At 70.2% G+C, this 16,096-nt stretch carries 11 protein-coding genes; 6 read left to right on the forward strand and 5 right to left on the reverse strand.

The window, feature by feature from the left end:
• Positions 1-13: 13 nt before the first annotated feature.
• From glpK to OO62_RS25690, 3 genes are all read right to left on the reverse strand, one after another.
• On the reverse strand, positions 14-1,555 hold the full coding sequence (glpK, locus tag OO62_RS25680) for a glycerol kinase GlpK (protein ID WP_033269946.1): 1,542 nt from the start codon (positions 1,553-1,555) through the stop codon (positions 14-16).
• 46 nt (positions 1,556-1,601) lie between these two features.
• Complete coding sequence (locus tag OO62_RS25685) at positions 1,602-2,390, reverse strand: MIP/aquaporin family protein (protein ID WP_033269947.1); 789 nt, start codon at positions 2,388-2,390, stop codon at positions 1,602-1,604.
• A 227-nt stretch (positions 2,391-2,617) separates the two neighbouring features.
• Positions 2,618-3,382: an IclR family transcriptional regulator gene (locus tag OO62_RS25690; protein ID WP_033269948.1), complete on the reverse strand. Its 765-nt coding sequence runs from the start codon at positions 3,380-3,382 to the stop codon at positions 2,618-2,620.
• Positions 3,383-3,642: 260 nt separating this feature from the next.
• Here OO62_RS25690 and metH point away from each other — a divergent pair, with 260 nt between their 5' ends.
• The 4 genes from metH to OO62_RS25710 all read left to right on the forward strand — a co-directional run bounded on the left by metH (position 3,643) and on the right by OO62_RS25710 (position 11,710).
• A complete protein-coding gene (gene metH / locus OO62_RS25695) occupies positions 3,643-7,152 on the forward strand; it encodes a methionine synthase (RefSeq protein WP_033269949.1) in 3,510 nt (1,169 codons plus the stop codon).
• 184 nt (positions 7,153-7,336) lie between these two features.
• The gene (locus OO62_RS25700) at positions 7,337-8,050 is read left to right on the forward strand and encodes an HAD family hydrolase (protein WP_033269950.1); all 714 of its coding nucleotides are present in this window, start codon (positions 7,337-7,339) and stop codon (positions 8,048-8,050) included.
• Between the two features lie 362 nt (positions 8,051-8,412).
• The gene (locus tag OO62_RS25705; protein ID WP_033269951.1) at positions 8,413-10,020 is read left to right on the forward strand and encodes an ABC transporter substrate-binding protein; all 1,608 of its coding nucleotides are present in this window, start codon (positions 8,413-8,415) and stop codon (positions 10,018-10,020) included.
• Positions 10,021-10,111: 91 nt separating this feature from the next.
• Positions 10,112-11,710 carry an ABC transporter substrate-binding protein gene (locus tag OO62_RS25710; protein ID WP_033269952.1) on the forward strand — a complete coding sequence of 533 codons (1,599 nt, stop codon included), beginning with the start codon at positions 10,112-10,114 and terminating at the stop codon, positions 11,708-11,710.
• 103 nt (positions 11,711-11,813) lie between these two features.
• On the opposite strand, the gene OO62_RS25715 is transcribed toward OO62_RS25710, so the two are convergent.
• Positions 11,814-12,485: a response regulator gene (locus OO62_RS25715; RefSeq protein WP_033269953.1), complete on the reverse strand. Its 672-nt coding sequence runs from the start codon at positions 12,483-12,485 to the stop codon at positions 11,814-11,816.
• Positions 12,486-12,526: 41 nt separating this feature from the next.
• The gene (locus OO62_RS25720; RefSeq protein WP_033269954.1) at positions 12,527-13,468 is read right to left on the reverse strand and encodes a RecB family exonuclease; all 942 of its coding nucleotides are present in this window, start codon (positions 13,466-13,468) and stop codon (positions 12,527-12,529) included.
• A 188-nt stretch (positions 13,469-13,656) separates the two neighbouring features.
• Here OO62_RS25720 and OO62_RS25725 point away from each other — a divergent pair, with 188 nt between their 5' ends.
• Together OO62_RS25725 and OO62_RS25730 are read left to right on the forward strand one after the other, a co-directional pair.
• The gene (locus OO62_RS25725) at positions 13,657-14,934 is read left to right on the forward strand and encodes a site-2 protease family protein (protein WP_410177140.1); all 1,278 of its coding nucleotides are present in this window, start codon (positions 13,657-13,659) and stop codon (positions 14,932-14,934) included.
• 89 nt (positions 14,935-15,023) lie between these two features.
• Positions 15,024-15,935, forward strand: a complete 912-nt coding sequence (locus tag OO62_RS25730; RefSeq protein WP_033269956.1) for a tRNA (adenine-N1)-methyltransferase — start codon at positions 15,024-15,026, stop codon at positions 15,933-15,935.
• Positions 15,936-16,096 lie beyond the last annotated feature (161 nt).

Here is a 16,096-nt window from a genome sequence, read left to right on the forward strand (position 1 = left end):
GATGTGCTCCTCGTCAGCTCTCGTCGTCGAGCCAGCCCATGGTCCGCTCGACGGCCTTGAGCCAGTTCTTGTATTCGCGGTCACGGGTGGCCGCGTCCATCCGGGGGGTCCATTCGGCGGCCCGGCGCCAGTTGGCGCGCAGCTCGTCGGTGCTGGACCAGAAGCCGACGGCCAGTCCGGCCGCGTAGGCAGCGCCGAGGCAGGTGGTCTCGGCGACCATCGGGCGCACCACGGGCGCGTCCAGGAAGTCCGAGATGGTCTGCATCAGCAGGTTGTTGGAGGTCATGCCGCCGTCGACCTTGAGCGCGGTCAGTTCGACGCCGGAGTCCTTGGTCATGGCGTCGGTGATCTCGCGGGTCTGCCAGGCGGTGGCCTCGAGCACGGCGCGCGCGATGTGCGCCTTGGTGACGTAGCGGGTGAGGCCCGCGATGACACCGCGTGCGTCCGAGCGCCAGTAGGGGGCGAACAGGCCGGAGAAGGCCGGTACGAAGTAGGCGCCGCCGTTGTCCTCGACCGTGCTGGCGAGGGTCTCGATCTCGGCCGCGCTGTTGATGAGCCCCATCTGGTCGCGCATCCACTGGACGAGCGAGCCGGTGACGGCGATGGAGCCTTCCAGGGCGTAGACCGGCTGCTGGTCGCCGATGCGGTAGCCGACGGTGGTCAGCAGGCCGTTGTAGGAGTTGACCGGCTCGTGGCCGGTGTTCATCAGCATGAAGGTGCCGGTGCCGTACGTGGACTTGGCCTCGCCCTGGTTGAAGCAGGTCTGGCCGAAGAGCGCGGCCTGCTGGTCCCCGAGCGCCGAGGCGACCGGGACACCGGCCAGCACGCCGCCGGCGGCCTCGCCGTAGACCTCGGCGGAGGACCTGATCTCCGGCAGCACGGCGGCCGGGATCTCCATCGAGGTGAGGATCTTCTGGTCCCACTGCAGGTTGTGCAGGTTCATCAGCATCGTGCGCGACGCGTTGGTGACGTCGGTGACGTGGTGGCCGCCGTTGACGCCGCCGGTGAGGTTCCAGATGACCCAGGAGTCCATGGTGCCGAAGAGGATCTCGCCGCGCTCGGCGCGCTCGCGCAGGCCCTCGACGTTGTCGAGCAGCCAGCGGATCTTCGGGCCGGCGAAGTACGACGCCAGCGGCAGACCGGTCTCGCGGCGGAAGCGGTCCTGGCCGACGTTGCGCCCGAGCTCCTTGCAGAGCGCGTCGGTGCGGGTGTCCTGCCAGACGATGGCGTTGTGGACCGGCTCGCCGGTGTTCTTGTCCCACAGCACGGTGGTCTCGCGCTGGTTGGTGATGCCGATGGCCTTGACGTCGGCCGCGGTGATCCCGGCCTTCTCGACGGCGCTGTCGACGACCTGCTGGACGTTGGTCCAGATCTCGGCGGCGTCGTGCTCGACCCAGCCCGGCTTCGGGAAGATCTGCTCGTGTTCCTTCTGGTCGACCGAGACGATCCGGCCGTCCTTGTCGAAGACGATGCAGCGGCTGGACGTCGTCCCCTGGTCGATGGCGGCAATGAACGGGCCGTGCCCGTGGGAGGAGGTGGTGGGGGTCTCGCTCATGGTGTGCTCCAAGAAGTCTGTGCGGGCAGCGGGGCGGTCAGGCGGCTCAGGCGAACGCCACCTGGTAGAGGCCCCCGGCGATGGCGCCGCCGATGAGCGGGCCGACGACCGGAATCCAGGCGTAGCCCCAGTCTGAACCGCCCTTGTTCGGCAGCGGCAGCAACGCGTGCACGATTCGCGGACCGAGGTCGCGGACCGGGTTGATGGCGTACCCGGTCGGACCACCCAGCGACAGACCGATGCCGGTGACCACCAGTGCGACCAGCAGCGTGCCGATCGTGCCGACGCCCTTGCCGTTGTCGCTCAGCCCGAGGGTGAGGATCGACAGCACCAGCACCACGGTGGCGATGATCTCGGTGGCGAGGTTCTGCACGGCATTGCGGATCTCCGGGCCGGTGGAGAAGATGCCCAGAACCGGGCCGGCCTTCGGCGCGGTGGCCTGGTCGACCATGCCCTCGTGGCTGGTGTGATCAGCCAGGACCTCGGGGTCGGTCAGATGCGCGCGGAACTGTCCGTAGTAGACGATCCACACGAGCACCGCGCCGATCATGGCGCCGAGCATCTCGCCCGCCAGGTAGACCGGCACCTGGCTCCACTGGATGGCGCCCTTGATGGCGAGGCCCAGGGTGACGGCCGGGTTGAGGTGTGCGCCGGACTTCGCGGCGATGTAGGCACCCGTGAGGACGGCGAAGCCCCACCCGAAGGCGATGGCGACCCATCCGGCGTTGAACGCCTTGGAGCGCTTGAAGGTGACGGCGGCGCAGACGCCACCGCCGAGCAAGATCAGAACAGCGGTACCGATGGTCTCGCTGATGAAGATGTCGGAGCTGGACACCCGCGACTCCTTTGTCCTTCGTCCAGGGGAAGGCGAACCCCGGGTCCCGTCCGGTGGTCCGCGCCCTCCGAGAGGGCCGTGATCGATACCGGCACTGCCCCACCATAGCGAATATTGTCGTTAGGTGTTCGACAATGCCGACCGATGAACGGCAGTTTTGTTCACCGTAAGAACCCCGTCAAGGGTTCTTTGGCCAAAAACTTAGGTGAACTTAAAGGGCGAAAGGGTCAGAATCGCCCTGCGCCAAGATCACGGGACACTGCACGTGCGCAATCCCTCACGGCAGCGATGATTTCCGGCCGCAGTTCGCCGTCGAGGCAGACCCGCTCCACCGCTCCCGTGATGCCCACCGCGCCCACCGGCATCCGCCGCCGGTCGTGGATCGGCGCGGCCACCGACGCCACGCCCTCCCAGGTCTCCTCCACGTCCGCCGCCCAGCCGCGCGCCCGGGCCAGGTCCAGCAGGCCCTCGACGTCCCCGAGGCCGGTCACCGTGCGCGGGGTGAACGCCTCCCGCTCCGCCTCGACCACCTCGCTGTGCGCCACCGGGTCGTACGCCGAGAGCACCTTGCCCAGTGCCGTGCTGTGCAGCGGGTGCATCGCGCCCACCTCCAGCACCTGCCGGCTGTCGTCCGGCCGGAAGACGTGGTGCACGATCAGCACGCCCTGCTGGTGCAGCACGCCCAGGTAGACCGCCTCGCCGCTGGAGCGCGCGAGGTCGTCGGTCCACACCAGGGCCCGGGCCCGCAACTCGTGCACGTCCAGGTAGCTGTTGCCCAGCCGCAGCAGCTCCGCGCCCAGCTGGTAGCGGCCCGAGGCGGCTTCCTGCTCCACGAAGCCCTCCTGCTGGAGCGTGCGCAGAATGCCGTGCGCGGTGCCCTTGGCCAGCCCCAGGGAGGAGGAGATGTCGGAGAGCCCCAGCCGCCGCTCCCCTCCTGCGAGCAGCCGCAGCATCGCTGCGGCGCGCTCCAGCGACTGGATGGTGCGTGCCATCGGGCAACCTCCGAAGTATGCGGTTCGACAATGCTGAACGATATCGGTCCATGTCGACTGGAGTCAGCGAGCCGGACGTTCTGGGTGAGCGAAGGGAGTCTGCCAACGATCACGGATAGTGCACGACAGGGGGGTGGTGGGGTGCTGTCCAGGGCGTGAAACGGGGAACACGTGTACCGGACCGGCAGCTACGCTGGCCGGGTGCGCCTCCGTAGGCGGGGGCGCAAAGCCGACAGCCGTCGCAACCAGGGAGCACCTCCATGGCCTCGAACACGCCATCGTCCATCAGCCCGTCCCGCGTCGAATCCCTCAGGGAGGCACTGGCCTCCCGCGTCGTCGTCGCCGACGGAGCGATGGGCACCATGCTGCAGGCCCAGGACCCGACCATGGAGGACTTCCAGCAGCTGGAGGGCTGCAACGAGATCCTCAACGTCACCCGGCCCGACATCGTCCGTTCCGTGCACGAGGAGTACTTCGCGGTCGGCGTCGACTGCGTCGAGACCAACACCTTCGGCGCGAACTTCGCCGCACTGGCGGAGTACGACATCCCCGAGCGCGTCTTCGAGCTGTCGGAGTCCGGCGCCCGGATCGCCCGCGAGGTCGCCGACGAGTTCACCGCCTCCACCGGACAGCAGCGCTACGTGCTCGGCTCCATGGGCCCCGGCACCAAGCTGCCCACCCTGGGCCACGCCCCCTTCGTCACGCTGCGCGACGCCTACCAGCAGAACGCCGAGGGCATGATCGCCGGCGGCGCCGACGCGCTGCTGGTGGAGACCACCCAGGACCTGCTGCAGACCAAGGCCGCCATCCTCGGCGCCCGCCGCGCCCTGAAAGCCACCGGCACCGACCTCCCGGTGATCTGCTCGGTCACCGTCGAGACCACCGGCACCATGCTGCTCGGCTCCGAGATCGGCGCCGCCCTCACGGCCCTGGAGCCGCTGGGCATCGACATGATCGGCCTGAACTGCGCCACCGGCCCGGCCGAGATGAGCGAGCACCTGCGCTACCTCGCCCGCAACTCCCGCATCCCGCTGGCCTGCATGCCCAACGCGGGCCTGCCGGTGCTGGGCAAGGACGGCGCGCACTACCCCCTGACCCCCGGCGAGCTGGCCGACGCGCAGGAGACCTTCGTCGCCGAGTACGGCCTCTCCCTGGTCGGCGGCTGCTGCGGTACGACGCCGGAGCACCTGCGCCAGGTCGTCGAGCGGGTCCGCGGCGCCGTCCCGGCCGAGCGCAACCCCCGCCCCGAGCCGGGCGCCGCCTCGCTCTACCAGACCGTGCCGTTCCGCCAGGACACCTCCTACCTGGCCATCGGCGAGCGGACCAACGCCAACGGCTCGAAGAAGTTCCGCGAGGCGATGCTGGAGGGCCGCTGGGACGACTGTGTGGAGATGGCCCGCGACCAGATCCGCGAGGGCGCCCACATGCTCGACCTGTGCGTCGACTACGTCGGCCGGGACGGCGTCACCGACATGGAGGAGCTGGCGGGCCGCTTCGCCACCGCCTCCACCCTGCCCATCGTCCTGGACTCCACCGAGCTGGACGTGATCCGGGCCGGCCTGGAGAAGCTCGGCGGCCGGGCCGTCATCAACTCCGTCAACTACGAGGACGGCGACGGCCCCGAGTCCCGCTTCGCGAAGGTCACCGCGCTGGCGGCCGAGCACGGCGCCGCGCTCATCGCGCTCACCATCGACGAGGAGGGCCAGGCCCGCTCCGTCGAGCACAAGGTGGCCGTGGCCGAGCGGCTGATCGCCGACCTGACCGGCAACTGGGGCATCCATGAGTCGGACATCCTCATCGACTGTCTGACCTTCACCATCTGCACCGGCCAGGAGGAGTCCCGCAAGGACGGCGTCAACACCATCGAGGCCATCCGGGAGCTGAAGAGGCGTCACCCCGACGTCCAGACCACCCTCGGCCTGTCGAACATCTCCTTCGGCCTCAACCCGGCCGCCCGCATCGTCCTCAACTCCGTCTTCCTGGACGAGTGCGTCAAGGCCGGCCTGGACTCGGCCATCGTGCACGCCTCGAAGATCCTGCCGATCGCCCGGCTGGAGGAGGAAGAGGTCAAGGCCGCCCTCGACCTCATCCACGACCGCCGCAGCGAGGGCTACGACCCGCTGCAGAAGCTGATGGAGCTGTTCGAGGGCGCCACCGCCAAGTCGCTGAAGGCCGGCCGGGCCGAGGAACTGCTCGCGCTGCCGCTGGAGGAGCGGCTCCGGCGGCGCATCATCGATGGTGAGAAGAACGGCCTGGAAGCCGACCTCGACGAGGCGCTCCAGGAGCGCCCCGCCCTCGACATCGTCAACGACACCCTCCTGGAGGGCATGAAGGTCGTCGGCGAGCTGTTCGGATCCGGCCAGATGCAGCTGCCGTTCGTGCTCCAGTCCGCCGAGGTGATGAAGACCGCGGTGGCCTACCTGGAGCCGCACATGGAGAAGTCCGACGACGAGGGCAAGGGCACGATCGTGCTGGCCACCGTCCGCGGCGACGTCCACGACATCGGCAAGAACCTCGTCGACATCATCCTGTCCAACAACGGCTACAACGTCGTCAACCTCGGCATCAAGCAGCCGGTCTCGGCCATCCTCGAAGCCGCCGAGGAGCACCGCGCCGACGTCATCGGCATGTCCGGCCTCCTGGTCAAGTCCACGGTGATCATGAAGGAGAACCTGGAGGAGCTCAACCAGCGCAAGATGGCCGCCGACTTCCCGGTGATCCTGGGCGGCGCCGCCCTCACCCGCGCGTACGTCGAGCAGGACCTGCACGAGATCTACGAGGGCGAGGTCCGCTACGCCCGCGACGCGTTCGAGGGCCTGCGCCTGATGGACGCGCTGATCGCCGTCAAGCGCGGGGTGCCCGGCGCCACCCTCCCCGAGCTCAAGCAGCGCCGGGTGCCCAAGCGGGACACCGCGGCGCTGGAGGTCGAGGAGCCCGAGGGCGCGGTGCGCTCGGACGTCGCGACCGACAACCCGGTGCCCGCCCCGCCGTTCTGGGGCACCCGGGTCGTCAAGGGCATCCAGCTCGCGGACTACGCGTCCTGGCTGGACGAGGGCGCGCTGTTCAAGGGCCAGTGGGGCCTCAAGCAGGCGCGCACCGGCGAGGGCCCGACGTACGAGGAGCTGGTGGAGACCGAGGGCCGCCCCCGGCTGCGCGGCTGGCTCGACAAGCTCCAGACCGAGAACCTCCTGGAAGCCGCCGTGGTGTACGGCTACTTCCCCTGCGTGTCCAAGGGCGAGGACCTGATCCTGCTGCACGAGGACGGCACCGAGCGCACCCGCTTCACCTTCCCGCGGCAGCGCCGTGGCCGGCGGCTGTGCCTGGCGGACTACTTCCGCCCGGAGGAGTCCGGCGAGCGGGACGTGGTCGGCCTCCAGGTCGTCACCGTCGGCTCCCGGATCGGCGAGGCCACCGCCGAGCTCTTCGAGGCCAACTCCTACCGCGACTACCTCGAACTGCACGGCCTGTCCGTGCAGTTGGCCGAGGCGCTGGCCGAGTACTGGCACGCCCGGGTCCGCGCGGAGCTGGGCTTCGGCGGCGAGGACCCCGACGACGTCGAGGACATGTTCGCGCTCAAGTACCGCGGCGCGCGCTTCTCGCTGGGCTACGGCGCCTGCCCCGACCTGGAGGACCGCGCCAAGATCGCCGACCTGCTCCAGCCGGAGCGGATCGGCGTCCAGCTCTCCGAGGAGTTCCAGCTGCACCCGGAGCAGTCCACCGACGCCATCGTCATCCACCACCCCGAGGCGAAGTACTTCAACGCGAGGTAACCCGCCGTAAGCAGGTCAGGGCCGTTCGGAGCAGCTTCCGTGCGGCCCTGACCTGCGCCACCGCGCTTTTCACCGCGCACCGTCGTACACTGGTCGGTCCGGTAGTGGCCGGTCGTGTCCCCCAGCCGGGGATGGCGACCGGCCCTTTCGTCCCTTCGGGGACAGTCGCAGTGGAGGTGGATGGATGACCAGCAGCATCCCCGCGATCGGCACCCGAACGGCCGACGGCGCGACCCTCCAGGCGGTCTTCCTCGACCTCGACGGCACGCTCGTCGACACCGAGGGGTTCTGGTGGGAGGCCGAGGCCGAGGTGTTCGCCGGCCTCGGGCACATCCTGGACGACGCGCACCGCGAGGTGGTGGTCGGCGGCCCGATGTCGCGCAGCGCCAACTACCTGATCCAGGTCACCGGCGTGGACATCAGCCTGCCCGAGCTCAGCGTGCTGCTCAACGCCGCCTTCCTGGCCCGCATCCGGCGCGGCGTCCCGCTGATGCCGGGCGCCCGCAGGCTGCTGGCCGAGCTGGCCGCCCACGAGGTGCCCACCGCCCTGGTCTCCGCCTCGCACCGCGCCGTCGTCGACCAGATGCTCCACTCGCTCGGCCCGGAGCACTTCCGGCTGACCCTGGCGGGCGACGACCTGGTGCGCACCAAGCCGCACCCCGACCCGTACCTGACCGCCGCGGCGCGCCTGGGGGCGGCCCCGGAGCGCTGCGCCGTCGTCGAGGACACCCTGACCGGGGTGACGGCGGGTGAGGCGGCGGGCTGCCCGGTCGTCGCGGTGCCCTCGGTGACGCCGATCCCGCCGGCGGCGGGCCGGACGGTCGTCCGCTCGCTGGAAGAAGTGGATCTGCCATTTCTCCGGTCGCTCATCACGGAAAGCCGCGGCGGCGTGCACTGAGCGTATCGCGGGGAAAGCCGACGAAACTGTGCGGAACGGGCCGCTCATTTTCCGTGACGAATGCGCTGACTGAATAGCCGCATCGCCGCGGGCCCGCAAATGCGTGACGTTTCTCACGTGCCGGGCCGTCGACAGCGGACCCGACAGCTGTTCCGGAGGCTGTCTTCGGGGGTTTCTACGGGGGTAAGTGTCCGGATTGGTGGAGCAACGCGCGAATCGTTCCGCCGTCCGGATATCGATCACGCCGTCGTGGCTATCCGGTACCCATATCGCTGCAACTCCTTTGTGTCCCAGCGCGGCTGGCCGTTCCTACTAATGTCGACGCGAGCAACACCTCTGCGCTGATAAGGAACCTGTCGACGATGAATCGCAAGACCCTGGTGCTGCCGGCGCTGGCCGGTCTCCTTGCCCCCGTGCTCGCTGCCTGTGGCAGCTCGGACGGCGCGGGCGACGGTGGCGATCCGATCGTCGTGGGGGTGGCCACCCACATCGAGGCCACCAAGGCGGCGCCCGCCCCCCTCGACCCGGCCCAGGCGTACGACGTCGACGCGTGGAACGTCCTGCGTGCCACGCTCCAGACGCTGATGCGGCTGCCGCGCAGCGGGACCGCGCCGGTGCCGGAGGCGGCCGAGTCCTGCGGGTTCCGCGACACCCAGAACGAGCAGTACCGCTGCACCCTGCGCAGCGGCCTGAAGTTCTCGAACGGGCACGCCCTGACGGCGCAGGACGTCAAGTTCTCCATCGAGCGCATGCAGACCATCAACAACACCAACGGCCCGGTGTCGCTGCTCGACGACATCGACAAGGTCGAGACGCCCAGCGACACCGAGGTGGTCTTCCACCTCAGCAAGCCGGACGCCACCTTCCCGCAGAAGCTCACCACGCCCGCCGCGGCCATCGTCGACTCCCAGGTGTACCCCAAGAGCCGCCTCTACAGCGGCTTCGACGTGGTCGGCTCCGGCCCGTACACCGTCAAGACCGAGCGCAGCAGCAACCGCATCACCAAGGCGGTCTTCACCAAGAACCCGGACTACAAGGGCGGGGAGAAGGCGCAGAACGACAAGATCGAGATGCGCTTCTTCGACGACTCCGACTCCGTCGAGAAGGCGCTGCGCAAGGGCGACGTCGACCTGATGAACCGTGGCCTGGCGCCCGATCAGGTCAAGGGCCTGGAGAACGCGCGCAACAACCACATCGCCCTCCAGGAGATGCCCGGCCAGGAGATCCGCTACCTGGCCTTCAACACCAAGGACCCGGCCGTCTCCAACAAGGCCGTGCGGCAGGCGATGGCGCAGATCATCAACCGCTCGGACCTGGTGCGCAACGTCTACTCCTACACCGGCGACCCGCTCTTCTCGATGGTCCCCACCGGCCTCACCGGCCACATCAACTCGTTCTTCAACAAGTACGGGAACCCCAGCGTCGCGACCGCCCGCAAGACCCTGCAGGCCGCGAACATCACCACCCCGGTGAAGTTCACCCTCGCCTACACCACGAACCACTACGGCTCCAGCACCGTCAAGGAGGTCCGCGCGCTGCAGAGCCAGCTCAACGCGACCAAGCTCTTCGACGTGCGCCTCAAGGGCGTGCCCAGCTGGCAGCAGTACCGCGACGACTCCCTCGCCGGCAAGTACACCGTCTACAACATGGGCTGGTTCCCCGACATCCCGGACGCCGACAACTACATCGCACCGTTCATCGGCAAGCAGAACTTCCTCGGCTCCCCGTACCGCAACGGCAAGATCGAGTCGCAGCTCATCCCGTCCAGCCGCCAGCAGTCCGACCGCAACGCCGCGGCCGCCGACTTCAAGCAGGCGCAGGACATCATCGCCGACGACGTGCCGCTCCTCCCGCTGTGGCAGGGCAAGCAGTACGTCGCCGCCCGCGACGACATCACCGGCGTCGAGTGGGCCCTCAACTCCTCGTCGGGGCTGCAGATCTGGGAGCTCGGCCGCGGCGTCGCCGACTGAGCGTGCGTACCACCCCGCCACACCTCTCCACTCCGCCGCGGCGTTCGTACCGCGGCCCGACAGGCACCACCCAGATCGTGAGGACCGTTCAGTGAGGAAGCGTGACCAGTGGCTGGCCGCCCCGATCGGAGCAGGGCTGACCACAGCCCTGCTCGCGGTCGCCGGGTGCGGCACGGACGACTCGGGAGCTGCCGGCCGCGGTGAACCCGTGGTCATGGGAATGACGGACAAGGTCGTGGCCACCGACCCCGCAGCCGGTTACGACCCCGGGTCCTGGCTGCTGTTCAACAACGTCTTCCAGTCGCTGTTGAGCTTCCCCAAGGGCGGCAACACGCCCGAGCCGGAGGCCGCCAAGAGCTGCTCGTTCACCGACGCGGACAGCAAGGTCTACCGCTGCACTCTCAAGGCCGGCCTCACCTTCAGCAACGGTGACGCGCTGACCTCGAAGGACGTCAAGTTCTCCTTCGACCGCACGCAGCGCATCAAGGACAAGAACGGCCCCTCCGTGATGTTCTCCGCGCTGGAGAACGTCGAGACGCCGGACGCCAAGACCGTGGTCTTCCACCTGAAGACGCCGGACGCCACCTTCCCCATGAAGATCGCCTCGGGCGCCGGCTCCATCGTCGACCACACCCAGTACCCCGCCGACCGGCTGCGCACCGACGGCAAGGCCATCGGCTCCGGTGTCTACACGCTCAAGGAGTACGGCACCGACCAGGCCGTCTTCGCCGTCAACGACACCTACAAGGGCCCCGCCAAGGTCAAGAACTCCGGTATGACCGTGAAGTTCTTCCACAGCAGCGACAAGCTCAAGAAGGCCGTCGAGGGCGGCGACGTCGACCTGGCCTACCGCGGCCTGGCCATGAAGGACATCGCCCACCTCGACAACGCCTCGCTGCGCCAGCAGCACGGCACCCAGGTCATCGAGGGCGGCAGCGCCGAGGTCATGCACCTGGTCTTCAACCTCAAGGACCCGGTCGCCGGCAAGCTGGGCGTCCGCAAGGCGATCGCGTACCTCCTGGACCGCTCCACCCTCGTCCGGGACGTCTACCAGCGCACCGCCGAACCGCTGTACTCGGTCGTCCCCGCCGGCATCACCGGCCACAACACCGCCTTCTTCAACACCTACGGCGACCGCCCGCAGCCCGACAAGGCGAAGCAGGCGCTGCGCTCCGCGGGCCTGGAGGGCAAGGTGCCGCTGACGCTGTGGGCCACCCCCGACCGGTTCGGCCCGGGCACCGTCCCGGCCTTCCAGGAGATCGCCCAACAGCTCAACGCCAGCGGCCTGTTCGACGCCAAGGTGCGCTCGGTGCCCACCGAGGAGTACGACAAGGGCGTGGCCGCCGGCCGGTTCGGCGTGTACGTCAAGGGCTGGGTCCCCGACTACCCGGACCCCGACAACTTCACCCAGCCGTTCTTCGGCAAGGACAGCGTGCTGTCCAACCACTACACCTCACAGGCCATCACCGGGCGGCTGCTGCCCAAGACGGCCGACCAGCAGGACCGCGGCGCCACCAAGGGCGCCTTCCGGGAGCTGCAGGACATCGTCGCCAAGGACGTGCCGGTCATCCCGATCTGGCAGGGCAAGCAGTACGCGGTGGCCCGCGACGGCGTCTCCGGCCTGGAATGGACGCTGGACGCCTCGACCGTCTTCCGGTTCTGGGAGATCAGCAAGGCGGCCGACGCCTGACGGACGGCGCACACATGACGGCGGGGCCGGCCCGGGACATCTCCCGGGCCGGCCCCGCCGTCGTCCGTGCGTGTGTACGGGCCCCTGAGGGCGCGTACGGCGGCTACTGGGCCCCCGGCCGCACCAGGCCGCTCTCGTAGGCGTACACCGCCGCCTGCACCCGGTCGCGCAGCCCCAGCTTCGTCAGCACGTGGCCCACATGCGTCTTGACCGTCGTCTCGCTCACGAACAGGTCCGCGGCGATCTCCGCGTTCGACAGTCCGCGCGCCACCAGCTTGAGCACCTCCACCTCGCGCTCGGTGAGGGTGTGCAGGGTGTCCGGCACCGCCTCCTCGCCCGACGGCAGGTGCCCGGCGTACTTGTCCAGCAGACGGCGGGTGATGCTCGGTGCCAGCATCGCCTCGCCGGCCGCCACCACCCGGATCGCCTGCACCAGCTCGTTGGCCGGCGCGTCCTTCAGCAGGAAGCCGCTGGCCCCGGCCCGCAGCGCCTCGACGACGTACTCGTCCAGGTCGAAGGTCGTCAGCACCAGCACCTTCGCCGGCCCGTCCTTGGCCGGACCGGTGATCTGCCGGGTCGCCTCCACCCCGTCCATCCGGGGCATGCGGATGTCCATCAGCACCACATCGGGCTGCAGCGCCCGCACCTGCTCCAGCGCCTGCAGGCCGTCACCGGCCTCCCCGACGACGGCCAGGTCCTGCTCCGCCTCCAGAATCATCCGGAATCCCGTACGCAGCAGGGGCTGGTCGTCGACCAGCAGGACGCGGATGGCCACGAGCTCTCCTTCGTTACGCCCGTTCGATACGCCCGGACAGGCTAGATCGCCTCCATTCTGCCCTGCGGGGCCCCACCGCCGTCCGCCGGGCGCGCCTCCAGCGGATACACCGGGGGAGTGCCGCCGAATTCCGGACAGTGCGCCTGGTGGTCGCACCAGCCGCACAGCTTTGTCGGCCGCGGCCGCCAGTCACCGGTCTCGGTCGCCAGCCGGATCGCCTCCCACAGCGCCAGCAACTTCCGCTCCACGGCCCGCAGATCGGCCTCCCCCGGGTCGTACGTCAGCACATCGCCGCTGCCCAGATACACCAGCTGCAGCCGCCGCGGCACCACACCGCGCAGCCGCCACATCACCAGGGCGTAGAACTTCATCTGGAACAGCGCGCCCTCGGCGAACTGCGGCCGCGGCGCCTTGCCGGTCTTGTAGTCGACGATCCGCACCTCGCCGGTCGGCGCGACGTCCACCCGGTCGATGAAGCCGCGCAGCTGCAGCCCCGACTCCAGCACCGTCTCCACATACAGCTCGCGGTCCGCCGGCTCCAGCCGCGTCGGGTCCTCCAGCGAGAACCACCGCTCCACCAGCGCCTCGGCCTCCGCCAGCCACGTCGCCAACTGCTCGCCGTCCGCGTCCCCGGCGAACAGCTCGGCCAGCTCGGGCCGCTTGGCCAGCAGCTTCTCCCACTCGCCCGGCACCATCGCGCGCGCCCCGGCCGCCGTACGCTCCCCGGCCGGCGCGTCGAAGAGCCGCTCCAGCACCGCGTGCACGACCGTGCCCCGGGTCGCCGCCGCGCTCGGCTTCTCCGGCAGCTTGTCGATCACCCGGAAGCGGTAAAGCAGCGGGCACTGCATGAAATCGCTCGCCCGCGACGGCGAGAGCGCCACCGGCGGACGCGCCCGCACCCCCTCGTCCGGTCCCGCCCCGGCCGCCTCCGCGCCGTGCCCGCCCTGCGCGGCCGCCCCGTCCTGCTCCGTGCTCCATCCCATGGCACAAAACCCTACGGCCCGCCACTGACACGCGCGGACGGATGACGGAGGGCGCACGCAGCGTAAGGGCCCCGCAGCGGAAGCGGCCCCGACGCTCCGCATACCATCGACGCCGGACCCCTTCGCCCTGCATGATCGAGATATCAGGCCGAGCAGGGGCGAATGCCGTATGCCGTATGCCGTATCCGATGAGGGGACGCCACACCGTGGACGACAGCGGGAAGCCGCAGGACCCCGAGGAGTCCGGGCGGCACCGGCCGCCCGGGCAGACCGAGGAGCCCGGCGGGCCCAAGGCGCCCCCGCCCGGCAGGAAGGGCAGCGGGGGCGGCATCCTGATGGGCCGTCCCTTCGGCGTGCCCGTCTACGTCGCCCCCAGCTGGTTCCTCGTCGCCGCCCTGATCACCTGGGTCTTCGGCGGCCAACTGGAGCGCGTGCTGCCCGAGCTCGGGGCCGCCCGCTACCTCGTCTCGCTCTTCTTCGCGGTGGCCTTCTACGCGTCGGTGCTCGTCCACGAGCTGGCCCACACCGTCGCCGCGCTCCGCTTCAAGCTCCCCGTGCGCCGCATCCAGCTCCAGTTCTTCGGCGGCGTCTCGGAGATAGAGAAGGAGACCGAGACCCCCGGCCGGGAGTTCGTCCTCGCCTTCGTCGGCCCGCTGCTCTCCCTCGTGCTCGCCGGCGTCTTCTACGCCGGGATGCAGCTGGTCGAACCCGGTACGGTCCCCGGCGTCCTGCTCGCCGGCCTGATGATCTCCAACCTCATCGTCGCGATCTTCAACCTGCTGCCCGGCCTCCCGCTGGACGGCGGCCGGATGCTGCGCGCCGTCGTGTGGAAGATCACCGGCCGGCCGATGAGCGGCACCGTCGCCGCCGCCTGGGTCGGCCGCGCGCTCGCCGTCACCGTGCTGATCGGCCTGCCGCTGCTCACCCACACCGGAGCGCTCGGCAACGCCCGCCCGGAGATCGGCGGCGCGGACTCGCTCACCGACGCCCTGCTCGCCGCGATCCTCGCCGCCATCATCTGGACCGGCGCCGGCAACAGCCTGCGCATGGCCCGGCTGCGCGAGCGCCTGCCGGACCTCACCGCCCGCACCCTGACCCGGCGCGCCATCCCCGTCGAGACCGCCACCCCGCTCTCCGAGGCGCTGCGCCGCGCCAACGACGCCGGCGCCCGCGCCCTGGTCGTCGTCGACCCCCAGGGCGCGCCGACCGCCCTGGTACGGGAGGCCGCCATCGCCGGTGTCCCCGACCACCGCCGCCCCTGGGTCCCGGTGGGCACCCTCGCCCAGGACCTCAAGGAGGGCATGCGGGTCCCGGCCGAACTCGCCGGCGAGGACCTGCTCGAATACCTCCGCGCCACACCCGCCACCGAATACCTCGTCGTCGAGGACACCGGCGCCATCTACGGCGTCCTGTCCACCGCCGACGTCGAGCGCGCCTTCGTCTCCGCCATGGCACGGACCAGCTAGCGGGGCGCGTGCGCCTCCGGGGCGCGCGCCGCGGCCCGACCGGGACCCGGCTGGTCGGCGGCGCCCCGGCGGGCCGGTAGGCTGGTCACATGTCCGAACCGACCGGTGCCGCCCGCCGTCGCGGGCCCTTCAAGGTCGGGGACCAGGTCCAGCTCACCGACCCCAAGGGACGCCACTACACCTTCACGCTCGAAGAGGGCAAGAGCTTCCACACCCACAAGGGAGCCTTCCCCCACGACGAGCTGATCGGTGCTCCCGAGGGCAGCGTTGTCCGTACCACCGGGAACGTCGCCTACCTCGCGCTGCGCCCGCTGCTCCCCGACTACGTCCTGTCCATGCCCCGCGGCGCCGCCGTGGTCTACCCCAAGGACGCGGGGCAGATCCTGGCGATGGCCGACATCTTCCCCGGCGCCCGCGTCGTCGAGGCCGGTGTGGGCTCCGGCTCGCTCAGCAGCTTCCTGCTGCGCGCCATCGGCGACGACGGCATGCTGCACTCCTACGAGCGCCGCGCCGACTTCGCCGAGATCGCCACGCAGAACGTGGAGCGCTACTTCGGCGGCCCGCACCCCGCCTGGACGCTCACCGTCGGCGACCTCCAGGACAACCTCTCCGACACCGAGGTCGACCGCGTCATCCTCGACATGCTCGCCCCCTGGGAGTGCCTGGAGGCCGTCTCCAAGGCCCTGGTCCCCGGCGGCATCCTCTGCGCGTACGTCGCGACGACCACGCAGCTGGCCCGCACCGTCGAGGCGATCCGCGAGCACGGCACGTTCAACGAGCCGTCGGCCTGGGAGACCATGGTCCGCACCTGGCACGTCGAGGGCCTCGCCGTCCGCCCCGACCACCGCATGATCGGCCACACCGGCTTCCTGCTCACCGCCCGCCGCCTCGCGGACGGTGTGGAGCCCCCGCTGCGCCGCCGCCGCCCGGCGAAGGGCGCGTACGGCGAGGACTACACCGGCCCCGGCAAGGACCAGGCAGCGGCCTCCGGGCGCGACTGACGGTCCCTTCCCAGGGCCCGGTCCGGCCGGCCGGATCCGGCCATCGAATCCCCAGGCGCCGCCGACGAGTTCCCGCACCGGGAACCGCCGGCGGCGCCGTTGCGTTCCGCCCTCAGGATCTGCACGTTTCCGCACCGAAAACTCCGGTCCAGCTGGTTCCT

The sequence above is a fragment of the Streptomyces lydicus genome (assembly GCF_000717345.1).
Lineage (GTDB): Bacteria > Actinomycetota > Actinomycetes > Streptomycetales > Streptomycetaceae > Streptomyces > Streptomyces lydicus.